General features: G+C 41.4%; 21 protein-coding genes. 18 read left to right on the top strand and 3 right to left on the bottom strand.

Annotated elements, in window-relative coordinates; genetic code table 11:
* Positions 1–12 precede the first annotated feature (12 nt).
* Complete coding sequence (locus KHA99_RS15920) at positions 13–1,359, top strand: amino acid permease (protein WP_213118456.1); 1,347 nt, start codon at positions 13–15, stop codon at positions 1,357–1,359.
* 139 nt (positions 1,360–1,498) lie between these two features.
* Here KHA99_RS15920 and KHA99_RS15915 read toward each other — a convergent pair whose 3' ends face one another.
* On the bottom strand, positions 1,499–1,714 hold the full coding sequence (locus KHA99_RS15915; RefSeq protein ID WP_213118455.1) for a spore germination protein: 216 nt from the start codon (positions 1,712–1,714) through the stop codon (positions 1,499–1,501).
* 217 nt (positions 1,715–1,931) lie between these two features.
* Here KHA99_RS15915 and KHA99_RS15910 point away from each other — a divergent pair, with 217 nt between their 5' ends.
* Positions 1,932–2,819, top strand: coding sequence for a YitT family protein (locus tag KHA99_RS15910; RefSeq protein ID WP_213118454.1), 888 nt, complete (start codon positions 1,932–1,934; stop codon positions 2,817–2,819).
* A 476-nt stretch (positions 2,820–3,295) separates the two neighbouring features.
* Here KHA99_RS15910 and KHA99_RS15905 read toward each other — a convergent pair whose 3' ends face one another.
* On the bottom strand, positions 3,296–4,084 hold the full coding sequence (locus tag KHA99_RS15905; protein WP_213118453.1) for an HAD family hydrolase: 789 nt from the start codon (positions 4,082–4,084) through the stop codon (positions 3,296–3,298).
* A gap of 252 nt (positions 4,085–4,336) precedes the next feature.
* On the opposite strand from KHA99_RS15905, the gene KHA99_RS15900 reads away from it, so the two are divergent.
* Both KHA99_RS15900 and KHA99_RS15895 read left to right on the top strand, forming a co-directional pair.
* Complete coding sequence (locus KHA99_RS15900; protein WP_213118452.1) at positions 4,337–4,708, top strand: MerR family transcriptional regulator; 372 nt, start codon at positions 4,337–4,339, stop codon at positions 4,706–4,708.
* 15 nt (positions 4,709–4,723) lie between these two features.
* Positions 4,724–5,035: a thioredoxin family protein gene (locus KHA99_RS15895; protein ID WP_213118451.1), complete on the top strand. Its 312-nt coding sequence runs from the start codon at positions 4,724–4,726 to the stop codon at positions 5,033–5,035.
* A gap of 468 nt (positions 5,036–5,503) precedes the next feature.
* Here KHA99_RS15895 and KHA99_RS31390 read toward each other — a convergent pair whose 3' ends face one another.
* Positions 5,504–6,364 carry a polysaccharide deacetylase family protein gene (locus KHA99_RS31390; protein ID WP_213118450.1) on the bottom strand — a complete coding sequence of 287 codons (861 nt, stop codon included), beginning with the start codon at positions 6,362–6,364 and terminating at the stop codon, positions 5,504–5,506.
* Between the two features lie 302 nt (positions 6,365–6,666).
* Between KHA99_RS31390 and KHA99_RS15885 the strand changes: the two genes are divergently transcribed.
* The 14 genes from KHA99_RS15885 (at position 6,667) to KHA99_RS15820 (ending at position 22,125) form a co-directional block, all read left to right on the top strand.
* Positions 6,667–7,224 (top strand): DUF4240 domain-containing protein, encoded by a 558-nt coding sequence (locus tag KHA99_RS15885; protein ID WP_213118449.1) that lies wholly within the window; start codon positions 6,667–6,669, stop codon positions 7,222–7,224.
* Between the two features lie 292 nt (positions 7,225–7,516).
* Complete coding sequence (locus tag KHA99_RS15880) at positions 7,517–8,215, top strand: GntR family transcriptional regulator (RefSeq protein ID WP_213118448.1); 699 nt, start codon at positions 7,517–7,519, stop codon at positions 8,213–8,215.
* Between the two features lie 144 nt (positions 8,216–8,359).
* On the top strand, positions 8,360–9,328 hold the full coding sequence (locus tag KHA99_RS15875; RefSeq protein WP_213118447.1) for an aminopeptidase: 969 nt from the start codon (positions 8,360–8,362) through the stop codon (positions 9,326–9,328).
* A gap of 104 nt (positions 9,329–9,432) precedes the next feature.
* On the top strand, positions 9,433–10,539 hold the full coding sequence (locus tag KHA99_RS15870; protein ID WP_213118446.1) for an extracellular solute-binding protein: 1,107 nt from the start codon (positions 9,433–9,435) through the stop codon (positions 10,537–10,539).
* A 31-nt stretch (positions 10,540–10,570) separates the two neighbouring features.
* Entirely contained in the window at positions 10,571–11,680 is a 1,110-nt protein-coding gene (locus KHA99_RS15865; protein WP_213118445.1) for an ABC transporter ATP-binding protein, read from the top strand.
* The gene (locus tag KHA99_RS15860) at positions 11,644–12,576 is read left to right on the top strand and encodes an ABC transporter permease (protein WP_213118444.1); all 933 of its coding nucleotides are present in this window, start codon (positions 11,644–11,646) and stop codon (positions 12,574–12,576) included. Before KHA99_RS15865 ends, KHA99_RS15860 begins: the two co-directional genes overlap by 37 nt.
* Positions 12,576–13,361: an ABC transporter permease gene (locus KHA99_RS15855; RefSeq protein ID WP_213118443.1), complete on the top strand. Its 786-nt coding sequence runs from the start codon at positions 12,576–12,578 to the stop codon at positions 13,359–13,361. Before KHA99_RS15860 ends, KHA99_RS15855 begins: the two co-directional genes overlap by 1 nt.
* A 1,185-nt stretch (positions 13,362–14,546) precedes the next feature.
* The gene (gene ftsZ / locus KHA99_RS15850; RefSeq protein ID WP_213118442.1) at positions 14,547–15,728 is read left to right on the top strand and encodes a cell division protein FtsZ; all 1,182 of its coding nucleotides are present in this window, start codon (positions 14,547–14,549) and stop codon (positions 15,726–15,728) included.
* A 360-nt stretch (positions 15,729–16,088) separates the two neighbouring features.
* Positions 16,089–17,273 carry an ABC transporter substrate-binding protein gene (locus tag KHA99_RS15845; protein WP_213118441.1) on the top strand — a complete coding sequence of 395 codons (1,185 nt, stop codon included), beginning with the start codon at positions 16,089–16,091 and terminating at the stop codon, positions 17,271–17,273.
* A gap of 155 nt (positions 17,274–17,428) precedes the next feature.
* Positions 17,429–18,307: a branched-chain amino acid ABC transporter permease gene (locus KHA99_RS15840; protein ID WP_213118440.1), complete on the top strand. Its 879-nt coding sequence runs from the start codon at positions 17,429–17,431 to the stop codon at positions 18,305–18,307.
* Positions 18,308–18,317: 10 nt separating this feature from the next.
* A complete protein-coding gene (locus KHA99_RS15835; protein ID WP_213118439.1) occupies positions 18,318–19,253 on the top strand; it encodes a branched-chain amino acid ABC transporter permease in 936 nt (311 codons plus the stop codon).
* A 1-nt stretch (position 19,254) separates the two neighbouring features.
* On the top strand, positions 19,255–20,034 hold the full coding sequence (locus tag KHA99_RS15830) for an ABC transporter ATP-binding protein (protein WP_213118438.1): 780 nt from the start codon (positions 19,255–19,257) through the stop codon (positions 20,032–20,034).
* A complete protein-coding gene (locus tag KHA99_RS15825) occupies positions 20,027–20,734 on the top strand; it encodes an ABC transporter ATP-binding protein (RefSeq protein WP_213118437.1) in 708 nt (235 codons plus the stop codon). The genes KHA99_RS15830 and KHA99_RS15825 overlap by 8 nt, the downstream gene beginning before the upstream one ends.
* Before the next feature lie 228 nt (positions 20,735–20,962).
* Positions 20,963–22,125, top strand: a protein-coding gene (locus tag KHA99_RS15820; protein ID WP_213117572.1) for an IS3 family transposase whose coding sequence is annotated in 2 segments (ribosomal slippage) — positions 20,963–21,242 and positions 21,242–22,125 — 1,164 coding nt in all. Because the reading frame shifts where the segments join, the coding sequence is not laid out codon by codon here.
* Positions 22,126–22,149 lie beyond the last annotated feature (24 nt).

Here is a 22,149-nt window from a genome sequence, read left to right as displayed (position 1 = left end):
GAGGAGTAATGGTTGGGGAAAAATCATCAAAGTGAGAAGTTGCAGCGAGGTTTAGATAATAGGCATATCCAGTTAATTGCACTTGGAGGTGCGATTGGGGTTGGGCTGTTTTATGGCTCAAGTGCCACGATTCAAATGGCTGGTCCGTCTGTTCTGTTGTCATATTTAGTCGGAGGCCTGGTCATTTTCACGATAATGAGAGCGCTGGGGGAAATGGCTGTAGATGAACCGGTTTCAGGTTCATTCAGTTCATATGCAAACAAATATCTAGGTCCGTTTGCAGGTTTCTTTACCGGGTGGACTTATTGGTTTATGTGGGTTGTCGTCGGAATGGCGGAAATAACGGTGGTTGGTGTTTATGTGAATTACTGGTTTCCGGATATTCCGCAATGGCTGACAGCACTGTCTGTACTTGTCGTGATTACGATCATAAATCTTGCTAATGTAAAAGCTTTTGGCGAGTTTGAGTTTTGGTTTGCGCTGATAAAGGTTGTAGCGATTATCGGGATGATCCTTCTTGGATTAGGAATCATTTTCATAGGAATCGGGAATGGCGGTCATCCGATTGGTTTTGACAATCTTTGGACGCATGGAGGATTCGTCCCAAATGGAATCAAAGGAATATTAATGTCCCTAGTTCTCGTGATGTTTTCATTTGGCGGTGTAGAATTAGTCGGAATTACGGCAGGGGAGGCAAAAAATCCCCAAAAGTCCATTCCCTCAGCCATCAACAATGTAGTCTGGAGGATTTTGATTTTTTATATTGGCGCATTAGGAATCATGATGATTTTATACCCTTGGAATGAGGTAGGCACGAAGGGAAGCCCCTTTGTGTTAATTTTCGATAAGGTTGGAATCCCGGGTGCTGCCCATATCATTAACTTCGTAGTCATAACAGCAGCACTATCGGCTTTTAATAGTGGGTTATTCAGTTCGGGAAGAATGCTTTACAATTTATCACTCCAAAATAACGGCCCGAAATATTTCGGAAAGCTTAGCAATAATGGCAGCCCAAGACGCGGAATTCTGTTCTCGTCCATGTTTTTACTAGTGGCAGTAGTATTGAACTATATTGTTCCTGAAAAAGTGTTTCTGTACATTTCATCCGTTGCCACAGTTGCGGTAATTACAAGTTGGACAATCATCCTGATTACGCAATTAAAGTTCAGGAAATCCAAAACAAAAATAGAAAAAGAAAAACTAGCATTTAAAATGCCGTTATATCCAATCTCCACCTATTTATCATTGACGTTCCTAGCACTTATCATCGTCTTAATGGCATTCATCCCAGAAATGCGAATCGCATTATTCGTCGCACCCATCTGGTTTCTGAGTCTTTATATCGGATATAGGATTTAATAATGGTGCAGAGGGACGGTTCTCGTGCATCAATTTAGGCGTTTTAGGAATCTGCGGCACCATGAATGAACATGGACCATGAGCCGGCATCGTAGAAATAGAGCATGAGAACCGTCCCCATGCATCACCCAATGTACCACTAGGAATCCTGGCCTGAGTTTTCGTTTGAAACGGTAATGGTGCCGTTATTTATATTTGTGAATGTGCTTGAGGAACCATCTCCGAAGCTGAAATTGCCGCCGATTATGGTGTTGTTGGAGGTATGGCTGTTTTGGGTGGTTCCTTCAAAATTAATGTTTGCATTATTTGAGAGTGCTTGTACCTTAAATCGGCCGATATTGATTGAGGACGACATTTCAATCACCTTCCTTGCTTCATTTTATTTTGAGGGAAGGGTTGTGATTGTCCACGTGCCTAGAATTAGTCCGACAAGGGAATATTATGTTACAAATAGAAAGGCGGCTTTTTATTTTGCTGCCTTTTTTTGTGCTAATGAGAGGTTTGTTTTGGAAAAAATCTCATTTCTTTTGGTATATTAATATAAGGAAAACAATGAAATAGGGAGGAATCATATGGATACATCTGTAGAAAAAAAGAAATTAAATCATAAAGGATTAACGCTTAGTAATATTGTTAGAAGGTTTTTGTTTATTACGCTTGGAGCCGTTATTATGGCATATGGGCTGGAAGCCGTGCTTATTCCAAACAATATGATTGACGGCGGGGTAACGGGCTTGTCTATGTTATTGAGTCACGTGACAACATTTAATCTTAGTATATTTTTAGTGGTTTTAAACTTACCTTTCTTTTTCTTAGGGTATAAGCAGATTGGTAAAACCTTTGCTGTTAGTATGTTGTATGGGATTATTGCTCTATCTGTGGCGACTTCTTTTATGCATCATGTCAAACCGATTGTAAATAATGAATTGCTGGCTGTAGTTTTCGGCGGTTTAATTTTAGGATTAGGAGTAGGTTTGACCATAAGAAATGGTGGGGTCTTAGATGGTACAGAAACATTGGCCATCTTAATTGAGAAGAGGGTACCATTTACTGTGGGCGAAATTATCATGTTTGTAAACGTGATTATCTTCTCGGTTGCAGCCTTTGTATTCTCTATCGAAAATGCTTTATTTTCAATGCTTACATACTATATTGCTTTCCGGACCATTGACGTTGTGGTTAAAGGGTTGGATGACATGAAATCCGTGTATATCATAAGTGACAATACCGATGAGATGGCAGAAGCTATCACTGAGCGGCTAGGCCGGGGAGTGACCTATCTGCACGGAGAGGGGTCTTATAGCGGCGAGGACAAACGCGTTATTCTATGCGTCTTCACAAGGCTGGAAGAAACAAAAATGAAAGACATCATTAGAGAAATAGATCCCCAAGCATTCATCATTGCCACAGACGTCTCGGCAGTACATGGCGGCCGATTTAAGAAAAAAGACATACACTAATGAAGCATGGGGACGGTTCTGCGTCATTCAAGCGTTTTTTTCAGAAATAAGTGTAACGATGCAGCGTTACGGAATCTGAACAGGAACCGAAGGTGAGGCAGGAGAACCGTCCCCATTCATCAATATTGAATATGATGCATGGGGACGGTCGTCCTGTCGACCTTGTGGCACCAGATCGAGAAACTGGTAGTTGATAGTCATTAAGTAGTACCGTTTAAATGAGGATTTCTAAATAGTGGTAGGGATTTAAAGAGAAAATATATATTTTATCTGGCAGGAATTATTATGGAAAGTTGAAGGTACGTCTTGCTAATGAGTTCCCTAAAGATATTGAAGGATATAGTAGAGGTAAAAATGATTTTTGTTAAAAACTTGGAACAAAGTGCAAGGAAAGCTTGAATACAAAAGGTTGCGGTGATTAACTTTCTATTTTTTTGACAAAAAAAAATGTGAGGGATCGTTATTTTAAAATAATCCTAAACCACATTTGATTTATAAAGATAACGTTCTATAAACTCAGCTAATCCATCATTTTCGTGGTGTCCAGTAACAAAATCAGCAGCTGCTTTAACCTCTTCACCAGCGTTCCCCATTGCCACACCAGTACCGACTTGACGAAGCATCTCTATATCATTCGGCCCGTCTCCAATCGCTACAGCTTCTTTTGGACTAATTCGATAAGCGCGAAGTAAGCTTTTTATAGCGGACCATTTGGAAACATTAGGAGCAAGCAGTTCAAATCCATTATTCCAATCGATGACTTCTGCTTCCTTTTTAAACAAAGCTGAAATTTTCGGGCTTGGTGCACCTGTTAGTACACTATATTTAAGAACATCTTGATAATCTGCCTGTCTTAAATCTCCAATATACCGTGGCGGGATTTGCCCAACATTTGTCCAATATTCGATTTCTTCATTTGTTTCCTTACAATAAAGTCCATCTGCTGTATGGATAATAACATTACAAGGATTATCAGCGGTCAGATGGTGGAATCGTTCTTCGTTTACTCGGACGGTTTTCATTTGCATAGGTCTTCCAGTCTCTGCATCGTGAATAGAGGCACCATTCAAACAAATCATCGGAGTTCGTAATCCAATTTCTTTATGGTAGGGTGCGGTTACTTCAAAGTGTCGACCAGTAGCTAGAAAAACCTTGATTCCCTGATTCATGAGCCTATAAATGGCTTCCATATTTCGTTGGGAAATGTTGTTTGAGGCTTTTAGTAGTGTTCCATCCATATCAATAAACATCGCACGCACATTCATTTATTCTGCCTCCTCATTCGTTGATAAACCAATCATAACATCTGATTATTAAATCCTTGTAAACTCAGTGTATAGTTTAAATGAAGTTTATTGGGAGACTAGGGATGGTTCTATGCAAGAATCATAATAGCATTCCATTAACGGGTGCTTTCCTTAAAAATTTTTATGTTTTTTTCTTAAAAAACCATTGACCTTAACATTAATGTGAGGGTTTATAATAACCATAACATCATTAAGAAGGGGGGTTCCCCAATGAAAATTAGTGAGTTATCCAGGCTAACTGGGGTGAGTGTTCGTTCATTACGGTATTACGAAGAACAAGGAATTCTAATCCCAATGCGCTTGCCAAACGGATATCGCGAATATCATGATTTGGCAGTAGAACAAGTGAACACCATTAAGTTTTATTTAAATTTGGGACTCACGATTGAGCAAATTTCTGGGTTTTTGAATTGCGTCCTGAAGAACAAAGAAGCTTTCTGTAATGAAATTCTCCCTATCTACGAAGAAAAACTGCAGGAGCTGGATCATCAAATTCGTTTGCTTACGATGATTCGCTCTAATTTAATTGAACGGATAACCTCAATAAAGGAAGAACGTACCCGTATTGATGGTGGAAATTAGAGGGAGGTTTTACAGTTGATTAAAGAATTAGAATTTCATAATTTTTATAAAGAAATTGAAAAAGGGATTACACTGGTTGAGTTTGGTGCTAAATGGTGTCCGCCATGCCGTATCCAGGAGCCTATTCTAGAGGAGTTATCATTGGAGTGGGGAGACAACATTTCAATCGCAAAGGTTGACACAGATAAAGAATCGGACCTGGCAGCGAAATATGAAGTTCAAGGAATTCCCACACTTGTGATATTTAAAGACGGTAAAAAAGTAGATTCTCTTCGAGGACTCCATTATATAGAACAAATAAAATCAAAAATAAGTAGGGTACTTTAAACCGAGAGGACAGTTTAACAGGATAATACTTACTGGTGATTGAATTGAAAATCTGCTGGGCAAGCAAAGTCAACTTTTTTGATGAACGGGGGAAAGAGTTTAAGGTCGGAGCTGTCGATTTGACAGCTTTTTCTGATTGAGCAAACGAAAGCAGGATAGATGAGATGGTCTAGCCGCTGCAGATAAATTGCACTTACTGCATAAAACAACCGAAGGCTTGGGAATCATTCCAAAAATAAGAGAAAAAGTTTAGAATTACAATAAAATTATTGCATTTCTTCTTGTGATATCCTTGGTTGTAGTAAGGGCGGGGAAGAGTTGAAACAATATATAGGTGATGGAATGAAATAAAGCCATCTTTTAAGCAACACACTGTAAAAAAAGCGCGTGGGTGAAGTAATTTGTTTTACTGCTAACACGGGCCAGGTCCGGCACCGCAAAATGATGCAAGAGAACCGTCCCCATGCATCATTTTGATTGAATCCAATTTTTAACGTCATCCCAATCCTTGTAAGTTAAAAGTATTCTTTTCACAAAAAAAGTTGGGTCGTTTGGTTTATTTAGTCCATATCGTAATGAAAAGATAAGTTTATATCCATCATCCATTAATACTTTGTCTGTTCGAGGTGTTCCAAACCCGTAAGGATAGGCAAAGTAATCTGGTTTAGACCCAAAATGCTTCTCATATTTTTTTATGGATGATCGTGCATCCTTTTGAAAAGCATTAATGTTCTTATTTACTAAGAATGGGGGACGGCCATTAGATTTTAAATAATGCAAGTCATAGGTATGGGTTCCAACTGTCGCCAATCCCGACTTTTGCATTTCCTCGATTTGTTTCCAATCAGCCAAACTTACTCCATTATAATCTTTGTTTCCCACCTGCCCCATTATTAGGAAAACAGTAAAAGGGATTTGATAATTTTTTAAAATAGGGAATGCATTCTGATAGACAGATTCATCTACATCATCAAATGTGATAAGTACACATTTGCGGTTTGAAGGTAAAGTCTTCTTTTTAGTCATATATTCTTGTAAAAATTGCGGTGTAATAAATTCCACGTTATTACGTTTTAAATCTTTCATCTGTTGATCAAAGTCACTTTTATATATATTGTATGTTGTAAGCTGAGGGTCATTAGTAATAAATCCATTAAACTTGTCAAAAAAACTATCTTTATTAATCCTGTGGTAGGTCAGAACTGCACAACCTTGTCCGCTTAAATTTTCATGTGCTTCCACTGGCGAATTATCATGGTTAATACCGAACTTTATAACAAAAAATGCTATTAATAACGCCGCTAAAAGGAACAAAATAAATCTTTTCACAAGGTACTCCTTTTTTATAAAAAAATCTGCTGTTTATTTTTATGTAATCAAATTCTATATGTCATAATACCATTATTCTTCCAAAATGTTTTAAAATTGTCCATCCTTTTTACTATGAATCTATCTTCGAATATAACCTTCTATAAAAAATCAGGAGGAAATGTCCATAAGGAGCGGTCTAAAGGACAAACCTAGCAAAAATCAGGCGTGGGTGTCCTTAAGAAGGAGTAAAAACGAGCAGGATTTCATTGCTGCCGCCAAGAATACAACCTTTGATAGCTATTCGATTTGGAGGGATTGAAATGGATAAAATACAATTTTGGAATTTACTAGAGCAATCAAAGACGTATGAAGAAGACCAGGTACAATGGATGTCAGAGGCATTAAGCAATAAAGAAGAGGACGAAATACTGGATTATGAGTTTATTTTCCGAAGCTACATGAATGAAAGCTATCAATCACGACTTTGGGGAGCGGCCTACCTCATTATGGGAGGATGTTCAGATGATGCTTTCGATTATTTTCGAGGCTGGCTTATTTCGCAGGGCAGATTTGTTTTTGAACAAACACTGGAAAATCCTGAGTTCTTGGCAGACTATATCTCCGATGAAAATTTGGGAGAAGAAGGCGTTCCGGAAAATGAGGATATTCTGAATGTTGGATTTGATGCCTACACCTTGAAAAAGGAAGGGGATCTGGAGGACTGGGACGGGGAGTTGTATGACGAAATGTTAGACTTGCTGGTTGAAAGAGGTCTGGACCGTAATAGTGACATTGAATTTGATTGGGAAGATGAGGATGATTTAATGGAGATGTTCCCGCTATTATGGGAGCGTTTCGGAGAAAATCCATTAGGTTAAAAAAATGAAACGAAAAAACTTTTCGTTTTGGCTGGCGGCTGGACTATCCCAGCTGCTCTTTGAAGGATAAAAGAGGATACATTTCAAATTTACAAAGGGCTTCAAAATATTTTTTCAGAGACGGTTTTTATTGTAAAATAATATAGTGAGTAAATGTGTTATTTTTATAAAATAATAAAAATAAAAAATATTCAATATTCTATAGAATATTGTATTGACAAAATATAGGCCCAAAAATAATAATGTATTTAAGAATTATCTGAAAACGGATACATACAGAGAGGTGAAGCAGTTGAGCCAGGGTTACTTGGATCTTTCGAAAGTAGAATCAGTTGAAAGGCAGCCTTTAAATGTTAGGATCTATGAGAATTTGAAGTCCGCTATCATAAAAGGGGATTTGCAGGCAGGCAGCAGATTAACCGAGACAGAAGTGGCGAAACAAATGAAGGTAAGTCCAACGCCAGTTCGTGAAGCATTTCGCCGCTTGGCCGCAGAAGGGTTGGTGAAAATCGTCCCTTGGAAGGGGGTCGTCATCCAAAGCTTTTCCGATGAGGAAGTGAAGGAATCGTATCAATGCCGGGAAGCATTGGAGACACTGGCGATTAGGCTTGCGGTCGAGAATATCGATGAAGAGGGGATTGAAAGGGTGCGGGTATTGCTCGAACAATCTTTCGAGGCTGAAAATGAAACCGAAATAGTCCGGTTAAATTCCGAAATCCACTCGGTCATCATTGACTACGCACGAAATGCGAAATTAAAGATGCTCTTGGGTTTGGTCAGTGACGTGATTTATCATGACCGCAATATTTCTGCCTATAATTCAAGCCGAAGAGAAAAGATCAATGCCGAGCATTTAGAAATCTTCCATGCTCTGAAAGAGAAAAATGCGGACAAAGCGGAACAAGCGATGAGAGTTCATATTCAGAATGGACTCGAATATATCAATCAAGAAAACTTGTCAAAAAAGAAGGGGACCAAGTCTCCAGAATAAGGGGAAATCGTGAGAAGTACCAACCTCTCACTTTTTATTAAATATAGATTCTATAGAATATATTTTTTTAAGTACAAATTCTATAGAATATAGAAAAGCGGAAAATTTTATCAATCCAACCAGAAAAAAGGGGAGAAGAATCAGATGAAAACGATTTTGATGAGCAAAGGGGCCCGAACGATTGTAGAAGTGTGCGCGGGTGTCCAACCAAATGAACAAGTATTGATCGTGACAGAACCAAAAATGATGAATATTGCCAAGAGCATTTCCGCAGCCGTTGTCGCTGCAGGGGCAGAGCCGACAATGGCCATGATGCCGCCGCGGACCTCAGATGGGCAGGAGCCGCCGGCACCAATCGCCGCCGCCATGGAAGCTAGTGATGTGTTTATCAGTGCAGTCTATACCTCTATTACCCATACTAGTGCAGTCCGCAATGCTGTAGATGCAGGCTCAAGAGGAATCATGCTGACCCAGTTTCATGATGAAATGTTGATTGAAGGCGGGGTTCATGCTGATTTTAAAGCAGTTGAACCGATTTGCCGAGCAGTAGCCAACGCCCTTGAAGGAGCCAACGAAATCAGGCTTACCACTCCGCATGGTACAGACCTTACCCTTTCCGCGACAGGAAGACGCTCAAACGCCATGCCATGTATGGTCAAGCCGGGTGAATTTGCTCCAGTGCCAACGGTTGAAGCGAATGTGTCACCAATCGAAGGATCCGCTCACGGCGTCATTGTGGCAGATGCCAGTATTCCTTACATAGGGATTGGATTGCTTGATGAACCGGTGACAGTAAAAGTAGAAGATGGAATGATTGTTTCCATTTCAGGAGGTAAACAGGCCGACATGCTGGCTGAAAATCTTGCTTCAAAAAATGATCCGAATGTTTATAACATCGCGGAAATCGGCGTGGGCCTCAACCCTAACTGTAAATTCATTGGCTCAATGCTTGAAGATGAAGGGGTATTCGGTTCCGTGCATATCGGGATTGGCACCAATATTACGTTAGGGGGAAATGTAAAAGCGGCTTGCCATTACGACCTCATTATGACCAAACCGACAGTAGTAGCAGACGGGAAAGTAATTTTAAAGAATGGGGAAGTTCTTGTTTAAAAAAGTCGGAATCTTTTGAAGGGACTGACTTTTGTAAGCGTTCGCTGCCTATTGGAAACGGGATGAATTTTTCAAATTAGAACTGATATAGGGGGAAATTTACGATGAAAAGAATGTTTAGTGTAGTTATTCTTTTAATGGTCATGATGCTGGCAGCCTGTGGTGTTCCAAACCCTTCTTCTAAAGAAACAAGCAAGGAAAGCGGTACGAAATCAGAACCGCAAACAGAGACGAAAGAAATTACGATTGCAGCCAATGGTGGAAAAATTGAAAAGTTAATCCGAGATAATTTGGCGCCAAAGTTTAAAGAAAAGTATGGCATTACGATTAATTTTGTAGCCGGTTCTTCCAATGAAATTTTAACAAAAGTCCAGCTGCAAAAGGATAACCCGCAAATCAATATCGCCATGTATGATTCCCCTGTAGCGGTTCGTGCTGAAGAAGAAGGCTTGACTGAGGCCATTGCGAAGGAAAGCATTAAAGGCTTAGATAGTATTGATGAACGTTATTTAATTGATGAACATAGTGTTCCTGTCTTAGGCTACTCCGTTGCGGTCGGCTATAACACGGATATTTTTAAAGAGAAAGGCTGGAAAGCAATCAGTTCCTGGAATGACCTAATCAGCTCTGATTATAAAGGGATGACAGCTTTCCCTGATGTATCCAGCAATTCAGGATTTACCATGTTTTTGAGCATGGCAAAAGCAAATGGCGGCGGCATTGACAATATGCAGCCTGGAATGGATAAAGGGAAGGAATTAGCTGCCTATTCCGATACGTTCTATAAAAACTCAACACAGATTCAACCGGCTATGCAGCAGGGTGCGGCCGTGACGGTACAAGCCAGCTATACAATCGCAGGCTTACATGATGCGGGTGTTCCGGTCAAAATGGTGATCCCAAAAGAAGGGGCTCCATTGCAAGCGATCGTCGCGACAGTCGTAAAGAATTCTAAGAATAAAAAGGCTGCTGAAGATTTCATTAATTTCATGGTAACAGAGGATTCTCAGAAGAAAATCGCTGAAATTGCCTTCTATCCGGTAGTGAAAAATGTAAAACTCCCTGAAAACTACGATTCTATTATCGGTTTTAAAGATAGCGATCCTGTCTATAAACCCGATTTCGCCGGCATCGCCAAAATTCAACCGGAATGGACCGAAAAGTGGACGAAGGAAGTGACTCCTGAGCTTGGGAAAAAGGTGAAGAAGTAATTAGCATCAACGAACATAGGAGGGTTTAGTAATGACTACAAGTGATGTGACGATTCGCGGTGTCAGTAAAAGATTTGGAACAAATGTCGTTTTGCAAAATATTGACTTGGATATCAAGCAAGGTGAGCTTCTTACCTTGCTTGGCCCCTCCGGCTGCGGCAAAACTACGACTTTAAATGCCATTGCAGGGTTCCTTGATCCGGACGAGGGAGAACTATATATAAAAGGAAAAAAGATGAATGGCGTCCCTCCCTATAAACGGGACCTTGGGATGGTGTTTCAAACGTATTCTTTGTTTCCGCACATGACCGTGCACGAAAATCTTGTGTTTGGTCTTAAGCTGCGTAAGTTAAAAAAGGATGAAATGGAAAGCAGAATTAAAAGAGCACTAGAATTGGTAAAATTGACAGGCTTAGAAAAGCGGTATCCACGGGAGTTATCAGGCGGGCAGCGGCAACGGGTGGCGATTGCCCGTGCGTTGGTTGTGGAACCAGAGTTATTGCTGTTGGATGAGCCGCTCAGTAACCTAGATGCCAAACTGCGCCACGAGCTTCGGGCGGAAATTAAGCGTTTGCAAAAAGAGGTCGGCGTCACCACGATTTTTGTAACGCATGACCAGGATGAGGCCCTATCGATGTCAGACCGGATCGTTGTCATGAACCAGGGAAAGATTGAGCAAATTGGCACACCGACCGAAATCTATCAAAATCCACAGTCCGAATTTGTCTTCCAGTTTATCGGGAAGTCGAATCGTTTTGAAGGATTGGTGGTAGAGGCTGACGCTGACCATACCGATATCGAAATTGAGGAAGGCTGGGTCATCAAAACGAAAAAAGATAATGTCATCGGCAAGGACCGAACATTCCATGCTCACGATGTCGTCAATCTGTATATTAGGCCGGAATTAATTTCGATAAAGTCAGTTGACCAGGGGCTTGGGGCGGTCGATTCAGAACTCGTCCAGCAAAAGGCCGTCATCAAGCAAATGAATTATCTCGGTTCGCAATGGGAAATTGAGGTATCCGTTAAGGGGCAGCACCATGTGCAAATTATCGGACCAACGATTGAGAATTCCTGGTCGGTAGGGACGGAGGTGTTGGTGGAATGGAAAACCTCGGATATTCGCCTGACCAAAAGATGAGCACAGGTTTTAAACTGGCGCCAAAAAGAAAAGTTAACGTTTTTCGAAAATACATGGCAGCGATGCTGCTTCTTGCACCACTGCTCTTATTTATCCTTGCATTCTTTGTCGTTCCGATGATTTACGTGTTTTATTTAAGCTTTATCGAGGTGGAAGGGCTCGATGTCTCCAATGCCAGTTACAGCATTGGCAACTATCTGACGTTTTTTACAGACCCCTATTTTTTAAGATCGCTTTGGATGACGATTAAGGTGAGCGTCTATGCGGTTATCATCGCTCTTATCCTAGGCTACCCCATTGCTTTGACAATGGCGAAAAGCTCAGCCCGGGTGAGAGGCTACCTCACACTGCTTGTGGCGTCACCTTTATTGATTAGCGTGGTGGTCCGCAACTTTGGCTGGTACTTGCTCCTTGTGCCGAATGGAGTCATTGACCAATTTTTAATGGGGATTGGAATTACAGATTCCCCGTTAAAACTTCTGTTTTCTGTACCAGGGGTCGTTATCGGCTTAGCCAATTCGTTCCTGCCGTTCATGGTTCTGTCGATTGCCACAAGCCTGTATAATATCGACCCATCTTTAGAAAAAGCAAGCAGTATTATTGGCGCAAGTCCGTTAAGAACCTTTTTCACGGTGACGCTGCCGCTAAGTCTGCCGGGTGTTGTGGCCGGAATAGTTCTTGTTTTTAGTATGTCGATGAGCTCATACGTAACGCCTGCGCTGATGGGTGGCGCTAATGTGCCGGTTCTTCCGATCGTGATTTATGAGCAAATCAATACGTTATTCCGGTGGACGTTTGGTTCGGCGATCTCTTATATCTTACTCGGGGTTACGTTAATTTCTGTGACGATTTTTTCAAGGATTTTTGAAAGGAAGTTCAAGGAGGTGTTCCGATAATGAAGGGCGTAAGGATTACTGTTACCATAATCGGTTTGATTTTTCTGTTGATCCCTCTCATTGTGACCATTGGAGCATCGTTTACCACCGCAGGCTACCCGACGTTTCCGCCAAAAGGCTTTTCCCTGCAGTGGTATGAAAAAATATTGGACCGACCTGAATACATGGATGCCTTTTTCAATAGTGTCAAGTTTGCTTTCCTAGCGGCGTTCTTTTCTGTGCTGCTTGGTACCATTGCAGGCCTGGCATTGGCCAAATATGATGTGCCGGGTAAAACCTTTATCGTATCTCTGTTGACATCGCCGTTGACGATCCCGCACTTGGTCCTGGGAGCAGCGTTGTTGATTTATTTCACGCCGATGCTGCTGGCGGGCAAGCCGACTGGCTTTCTGATTGCCCATATTGTCATTTGTGTGCCCTATGCAATACGGTTTGTGTTAACAGGGTTGAGCGGCTTTGATTATACGCTGGAGCGGGCGGGGGCGGTGCTTGGCGCTAATCCGTTCGTGGTATTTTGGAAAATCACGCTGCCGATTATCCGGCCTGCGATTTTGTCCGGTGCGATGTTTGCCTTCCTGATTTCGTTTGACAACGTCACCGTCTCGCTATTCATGGTATCAACCGATATGAGAACCCTGCCGCTTGAACTATTCTTCCATATGCAGGATTCCTATGATCCAATGGTCGCCTCCGTATCAAGTATTGTTATCTTCATATCTGTGATATTTATAGTGATATTTGAAAAAATCTATGGAGTCGGAAAACTGTTTGGCGGGTCGCATTAACAAATTTGAAAAGAACCTTGGGTGCTTTTTAGCCCAGGGTTCTTTTATTGATGCATGGGGACGGTTCTTATGCATCAATTTTAAGGTTTTTAGAAATATCCGTGGAATTATGCACCAGGCACGGATCCTGAAAATGGGACACCACAGGAATGACACACGAGAACCATCCTAGACTACTGAAAACACTATTAGTTTTGCTTATTAAAGACAAAACCGCCCCAGCAGAAGGTCAAAATGTCTTTGATTGGGTTTATTAAAGACAAAATAGCCTTAGCTAAGGGAGAAAATGTCTTTAATAAACCATTCTTTTTTGCCCGTGGGCTCAAGAAAAGTGCGACACCGGTAAAAATAAGCCGCCTATTTTGCCCGTGAGCTCAAGAAAAGTGTGGTACCGGTAAAAATAAGCCGCCTATTTTGCCCGTAAGCGCAAGAAAAGTGTGTCACCGGTAAAAATAAGCCGCCTATTTTGCCCGTGAGCGCAAGAAAAGTGTGTCACTGGTAAAAATAAGCCGCCTATTTTGCCCGTGGGCGCAAGAAAAGTGTGTCACCGGTAAAAATAAGCTGCCTATTTTGCCCGTGGGCGCAAGAAAAGTGTGTCACCGGTAAAAATAAGCCGCCTATTTTGCCCGTGGGCGCAAGAAAAGTGTGTCACCGGTAAAAATAAGCCGCCTATTTTGCCCGTGGGCGCAAGAAAAGTGTGTCACCGGTAAAAATAAGCCGCCTATTTTGCCCGTGAGCGCAAGAAAAGTGTGGTACCGGTAAAAATAAGCCGCCTATTTTGCCCGTGAGCGCAAGGAGTCGCACCGGTAAAGATAATCCAGCAATAATGCTATGAGCCCTAGATAAATAGAGTTCCGGCTTCTTAGGATGTATTTTCAGTGGTCTCGAACCGTCCCCATGTCTCAAGCTTTTTAACGAAAATAGGCTATTCTTAACTGGACAATAAGATTATGGTTAAGTAGACTATTAAATAATCTATTTGGAGTCTGCTGGAAGTTTTTTTACTAGTTTTTACTCTCTGATTTCTTTTTTTCTTGAGGATGCTAGAAAACTGCTGCAATATCAGCCTCCTAATCTATTAAATATACACAGAATAAAGATCGATCTGACAATTACATAGGAGCCCTTTGGGTAGCCATGATTAGTATGAAGCAAGGGAAATTGGATGAATGAGGAGGAATAAAAATGTTTAACTTTGAACCAAACTTGGACCAATTTGCTAGGATTAAAGTCATCGGTGTCGGCGGCGGAGGGAACAATGCTGTGAACCGAATGATTGAGGATGGCGTTGGCGGTGTAGAATTTATAGCTGTAAATACGGATGCACAAGCACTCCACCAATCAAGAGCAGAGGTTACGATGCAAATTGGATCATCCTTGACAAGAGGCTTAGGAGCGGGGGCCAATCCGGAAATCGGCAAAAGAGCAGTGGAAGAAAGCAGACAGCAGATTGAAGACGTGCTGTCAGGTGCAGACATGGTTTTCGTTACAGCCGGAATGGGCGGCGGGACAGGCACTGGGGCAGCGCCTGAAATTGCGAAGATTGCTCGAAAAATCGGTGCCCTGACTGTTGGAGTTGTCACGCGTCCGTTCAAGTTTGAAGGACACAAGCGCTCCGTAAATGCTCTGAATGGAATTAGCGCCATGAGAGACGCGGTGGACACGTTAATTATTATCCCAAACGACCGCTTGTTGGAAATCGTCGATAAAAAAACACCGATGATAGAAGCATTCCGTGAAGCGGATAACGTGCTTAGGCAGGGGGTTCAGGGGATTTCCGACTTAATCGCTGTTCCGGGTTTAATCAATCTTGATTTTGCCGACGTGAAAACAGTCATGTCCCATAAAGGCACTGCCCTCATGGGAATTGGTGTAGCAAAAGGGGATAATCGCGCTGCGGAAGCTGCCAAGAAGGCCTTAAATAGTCCGCTCTTGGAAACGTCTATCAATGGTGCGCAAGGTGTGATCATGAACATTACCGGAGGAGCCAATTTAAGCCTTTTTGAAGTTCAAGAGGCAGCCGATTTAGTTGCTTCTGCTTCTCATGAGGAATTAAATATGATTTTTGGATCGGTTATTAACGAAAGCCTGAAGGATGAAATCATTGTAACGGTCATTGCGACAGGATTCGATGAGCAAGTGCCTGAAGTTCAACAGCCTGCCCCTCAGCCAACAAGGACCTTTCAGCGGGAAGAGAGTTTTCACCGCACGCCGATAATACGAGAAGAGAGTTTCGGGCGCACTCCAATAAAACGCGAGGAGCCGGTTCACGAACCAGAACAACATGAACAAGAACGATACTATGAACAGCCAGAAGAAGAATCTCTGGATATTCCATCGTTCCTGCGCAGACGGAGAAATCGATAAATAAAGGATAACCAGGGGGGACAGTTCTAGCGGCCGTAATGGTCAAAAGAACTGTCCCCTTTTTTTGTTATTCGATTTTGAATTTTTTGATAATTTTTATCTAAAATTTTATTATTCTAATTTAAGTAATTTATGGAAGATGCCCTCACTTTTCTTATGTTTTTTCGTATGAAAGCACTATCATTTCCATAGAATACGCAAGTTTCTGAAATATTAAAATAATATACTAGACGAAAATAAAAAATTGTTTTAATATACTAATAGTTAAAAGATTTCTAACTATCATTTCCCGATACTCATATTCGGTTGATAATGTCAGAAAAATCAAAAAAGAGAAAACAACAGAGGGGGAACCTAGAGATGAAAAAGAAATTTAGTAAGGTATTTATGGTATCAGCATTAGCTGCTGGAATCCTTGCCGGCTGTGGGACAGGAAACCAAAGCGCCAGCGGCGGAGGAGGCAATTCAGATGCCTTCAAACTTGGAGTAAACATGGAGCTATCCGGTAACGTTGCTTCCTACGGTGAATCCATGACGAAAGGGATTGAAATGGCCGTAGCTGAGATTAACAAAGCTGGCGGTGTTGAGGGCAAAAAAATCGAAGTTATTAAAAATGACAATAAATCGGAAGCAGCTGAAGCAACAAACGGAATTATTAAGCTGACAAGCCAAGATAAAGTAAATGCGGTGATCGGTGCAGCAACAAGCGGAAATACCGTTGCCCAAGCACAAATTGCCAATGATACGAAAACCGTTCTAATCGCACCAGGCGGAACAAGCCCGACTGTTACTGTAGATGAAAAAGGAAAAGTAAGAGAATTCGTTTTCCGTACATCATTTATTGATCCATTCCAAGGCACAGTTGCTGCCAACTTTGCCTCCAATAATTTGAAAGTAAAAGATGCAGCCATTTTTTCCGACAGCTCAAGTGACTATGCAAAAGGGTTATCCGATGCTTTCAAGAAAACATTTGAAAAAGCTGGCGGCAAAATCGTTGCAGAAGAGTCTTATGTAGGTAAGGATACTGACTTCCGTGCCACATTAACTCGTATTAAGGCGAAAAATCCATCCTTTATTTTTATCCCTGGATATTATGAAGAAGTTGGCTTAATTGTTAAGCAAGCACGCGAGCTTGGCATCACTGCTCCTTTAATGGGTGCTGACGGATGGGATTCACCAAAGTTAGTTGATTTAGCAGGTGCAGACGCATTAAATAACACGTACCTAATCAACCACTATTCAACTGAAGATCCTGATCAAAAGGTTCAAGACTTTGTTAAAGCATTCAAAGACAAGAACAATGGCGATGCACCTAACGCTTTCAATGCCCTTGGTTATGACACCGTTTATTTCTTAGCAGATGCCATTAAACGTGCAGGCAGCACAGACTCTGTCAAGATTCAGCAAGAATTAGCAAAAACTAAAGATTTATCACTTGTAACTGGAGTATTATCGATTGATAAAAATCATCACCCAATTAAATCTGCAACAGTTCTAGAATACAAAGACGGTAAACAAGTATTTAACTCAAAAATTAATCCTTAATATTTAGACCAGTAAAATGGAAGGATTATCCTTCCATTTTACTTTTTTAGAAAAAGGCTTGTTAAAAATAATTGTTGGTTTGCACACTATATTTATAGAAGCGAAAAATGAACAGATAAGTCTAACACAGCCTTATGAAAAAGGAGCAAAAACGTATGGATTGGTTACAACAGCTGATTAATGGAATTTCACTCGGCAGCATCTATGCCTTAATCGCATTAGGATACACCATGGTGTATGGGATTATTAAATTGATCAACTTTGCACACGGCGATGTATTTATGGTAGGTGCCTTTATTGGGTTCTATGCGATTAAGGGATGGGGATTAAGCTTCTTGCCTGCACTCATCATTTCAATGGCTTTCTGTGCGGTATTTGGCGTATTAATTGAACGGATTGCCTATAAACGGCTTCGGAATGCTACGAGAATCGCTGCCTTGATTACAGCGATTGGTATGTCTTTGTTGATTGAATACGGAATGATTTATATACGCGGCGCTCAGCCGGAAGCGTATCCTGCTGACGTATTGCCAAATAAGGCCATCAATTTTTTGGGTGTCCATATTAACAGCCAGTCATTATTTATCCTATTAACATCGATTATTTTAATGATTATTTTACAATTTATTGTTCAACGTACGAAAATGGGGAAAGCGATGCGCGCTGTTTCTCTTGATATGGACGCTGCCCGCTTAATGGGAATAAGCGTTGACAAAACGATTTCCTTCACGTTTGCCATTGGGTCGGCATTAGCAGGAGCAGCAGGGGTCGTGTTTGGTGTTTATTATACAAAAATTGAACCGCTGATGGGTGTGATTCCTGGGTTAAAAGCGTTCGTTGCCGCCGTATTAGGGGGCATCGGCAGTATACCGGGAGCGATGGTTGGCGGGATTTTCCTCGGTGTCATCGAATCTATTGTCAGTGCCGCAGGATTTTCTTTATGGAGAGATGCAGCCGCCTTTGTCATTTTGATTCTCATCCTTATTTTCAGACCATCGGGCATCTTTGGGAAAAATACAAGAGAGAAAGTATAGGTGAAAAATAATGAAGAAATCAAAATCATTTTGGGCATTTCTGATTCTAGCGGCGGTTGTGTACGTAGTCGTCCAATTTTTCATCGGCTCAGGATTAATAAATATATATTATAGTAATTTGTTAATTACAATTGCCATTAATATTATTTTGGCAGTGAGCCTCCATTTGGTCATTGGCATCACCGGTCAGTTCTCAATCGGCCACGCTGGTTTCCTGGCAGTTGGGGCTTATATTTCGGCGATTGCCACGATGAAATTAGAGCTGCCATTTATTCTAGCCGTTGTGATTGGCGGGGTTATTGCCGCTTTGGCCGGTCTGATTGTCGGCATTCCGACCCTAAGGTTGCGCGGTGACTATTTGGCGATTGCCACTCTTGGTTTTGCAGAAATCATTCGAATCGCGTTATTTAATATTGACTATGTAGGCGGGGCCGCTGGTATGCAGGTGTCTCATTTGACGACTTGGACCGTCACATTTGTCTGTCTGGTCATTACGATCCTGGTGATTACGAACTTTACGAATTCTAGGCACGGCCGGGCGTGTATTGCCGTGCGGGAAAATGAAATTGCTGCTGATGCGATGGGAATCAACACCACGTTTTATAAAGTTCTTGCTTTTGCAATTGGATCATTTTTTGCCGGAATTGCCGGCGGGCTATTTTCACATAATTTCTATATCATCCAGCCGGGAAATTTCGGTTTCTTAAAATCATTTGATATCCTCATCTTTGTTGTCTTAGGCGGCCTTGGCAGCCTTACCGGGTCCGTGATTTCGGCTATTTTGTTAACCGTTATATCAGCATTTTTGGCGCAATATCCTGAAACACGGATGATTATCTATAGCTTAGTTTTGGTCATTGTGATGCTTTACCGTCCTCAAGGCTTGATGGGCACACGTGAAGTCACAGATTTATTCAAGTGGAAACCGGCTAAAGGAGGCAATTAAGATGGCATTACTTGAAGTGAAAAATGCCGGCATTCAGTTTGGCGGATTAAAGGCTGTTTCCGGCTTTAATATGAGACTAAATCAAGGAGAACTGGCCGGCCTGATTGGGCCGAATGGTGCTGGAAAAACCACAAGCTTTAACTTGTTAACAGGCGTCTATGTTCCCACCGAAGGTGAGATTTTGTTTAACGGAAAGCGTCTGAACGGACTGCCTCCCTACAAAGTGACGCAAAGCGGGATCAGCCGTACCTTCCAAAATATTCGCCTGTTTAGTGAATTATCCGTGTTAGACAATGTAAAGGTTGCCTATCATTCGTTAGCAAAAAACTCGATCTTGAGCTCCATTTTCCGTCTTCCCTCCCATTTTTCTGAGGAGAAAAACATGGAAGAAAAAGCGCTAGAGTTTTTAAAAATTTTCAACTTGGAAAGATTTAAAGATGAAAAGGCGAAAAATTTACCATATGGCCAGCAGCGGAGATTGGAAATCGCCCGGGCGTTAGCTGCCGGTCCGAAACTATTGCTGCTGGATGAACCGGCAGCGGGGATGAACCCGCAGGAGACCCATGAATTAATGGAACTGATTGCCTTTATTCGTGAACAGTTTGACCTGACGATTTTATTAATTGAACATGACATGCAACTTGTCATGGGTATCTGTGAACGGATTTATGTCCTCGACCATGGCCAACTGATTGCGGAAGGTACACCAGAGGAAATCCGGAGCCATCCGAAGGTCATCGAGGCTTACTTGGGAGAGGAGGTTTCTAACGAACATGCTTAAGGTCAATGATATTAATGTATTTTATGGAAACATTCAGGCGCTTAAAGGCATTTCATTAGAAGTGAAGGAAGGGGAAATAGTAACCTTAATTGGGGCAAATGGAGCGGGGAAAAGTACGCTTCTGAAAACCTTATCCGGACTGCAAAAGCCAAAATCAGGGACGATTGAATATTTAGGTGAGACGATCTCCACCAAAGCACCGCAAGCGATAGTCAAGGCCGGCATTTCTCATGTTCCAGAAGGTCGACGCGTGTTCTCCAATATGTCAGTCGAGGAAAATTTGGAGCTTGGCGCTTTTACAAGAAAGGACACCAGCGGAATTCGCAAGGATATGGAAAAAGTCTATGATCTGTTTCCACGGCTGCTGGAACGCCGCAAGCAGCTATCTGGAACACTTTCTGGCGGAGAACAGCAAATGCTGGCAATGGGACGCGCCATCATGGCGAAGCCAAAGCTGCTGCTGCTTGACGAGCCTTCGATGGGCTTGGCGCCGCTGATCGTTAAACAAATTTTTAACATTATCGAGCAGATTAATAAGGAAGGAACGACCGTCCTGCTCGTCGAACAAAACGCAAACATGGCCTTATCAGTTGCCGACCGGGCCTACGTCATCGAAACCGGCCGCATCCAAATCTCAGGCACCGCAGCCGAACTCCAAGCAAGCGAAGAAATCAAAAAAGCCTACCTTGGGGGACATTAGGTGAGGCATGGGGACGGTTCTTATGCATCAAAAAAACTAATTTTAGTGAAATTCCCAAAATTATTTCCGAATTAGCAGATTGCTTAAACATACTTCCAACCAAGTTATACAAAAGCAAATACAAAACAAAGAGCTAGGAAATATGAAGAGACCTAGTTAAATAAGACAAAGGAAAAAGCACCCCCTGGATCGTATTTAAATAATACGTAACTCAGGAGGTGTTTTCTTATGGGGAAGAAAAATGCTTACTCAGAAGAAGTTAAAATGGCTGTTATTGAGATGAAATTAAGTGGTGAGTATTCAAACCGTGAGATTATGGACAAATTTGGAATAACAAATGTTACTCAGGTCAAAAGGTGGATGCAGTGGTATCGTGAAGGACAAAAATATCGTTTGGCACAGGGGATTGGTAAACAGTACAGTTATGGGAAGGGTCCCGAAGAATTATCTGATATGGAAAAATTAAAGAGAGAAAATGAGTATTTAAAGGCACAATTAGAAATTTTAAAAAAGTACCAAGAAATCGAGAGGAGTTGGTTCCAGAAGCTGTAGTTACCTTAGTTGAAAAATTAAAGGAAAAATATTCTGTAACCTTTCTTTGTAGGTGCCTAGGTATCCCGAAATCAACTTACTATAGATGGAGGAATCAAGGTCCAAAAGGTAAAACTGAACTCGAAATACAAATCACTGAAATTTGTAAACGTCATAAATTTTTAATTGGTCATCGGACAGTTAAAGCCTGGTTATTACGTGATTATAAAAGGAAAGTTAACCGAAATACTGTCCAACGTATTATGCAAAAATATAATCTCCAATGCCAGGTGAAGCCTAAACGTAAGAATAATATAGCTGGAGAAATTAAGATAGTAGTCCCTAACCATTTAAATAGAAATTTTACTTCTTCTAAACCAAATGAAAAATGGGTTACAGATATTACTTATCTGCCATTCGGCCAATCTATGTTGTATTTAAGTACAATCATGGATTTATTTAATAATGAAATAATCGCATACCGAATTAGTACCAGCCAAGATGTGTCTTTAGTGGTAAACACATTAAAAGACGCTGTAGAAGGCCGTGATACGAGTGGCTTAATATTACATAGCGATCAGGGAGCTCAGTATACGTCCCATTCATTTCAAAGAATAGCAAAAGAAAAAGGCATTACCACAAGCATGTCCAGGAAAGGCAATTGCTTGGATAATGCCGTTATTGAATCCTTCCACTCCACCATAAAGTCGGAAGAATTCTACTCTCAAGGAAGAGAGTTTCTTACAAATTCTATTGTAATCGAAAGAGTTGAGAAGTTCATCAATCATTATAATCAAACACGACTTCAGGCAAAATTAAACTACCTGTCCCCTATTGAGTTTAGGGAACAGGCAGCATAAATTGGTGCTTTTTCGTTGTCTCAT

This window comes from Neobacillus rhizophilus (assembly GCF_018343535.1).
In the GTDB taxonomy this organism is placed as follows: domain Bacteria; phylum Bacillota; class Bacilli; order Bacillales; family Cytobacillaceae; genus Neobacillus; species Neobacillus rhizophilus.
This window is presented reverse-complemented; position numbering and strand designations above follow the sequence as displayed.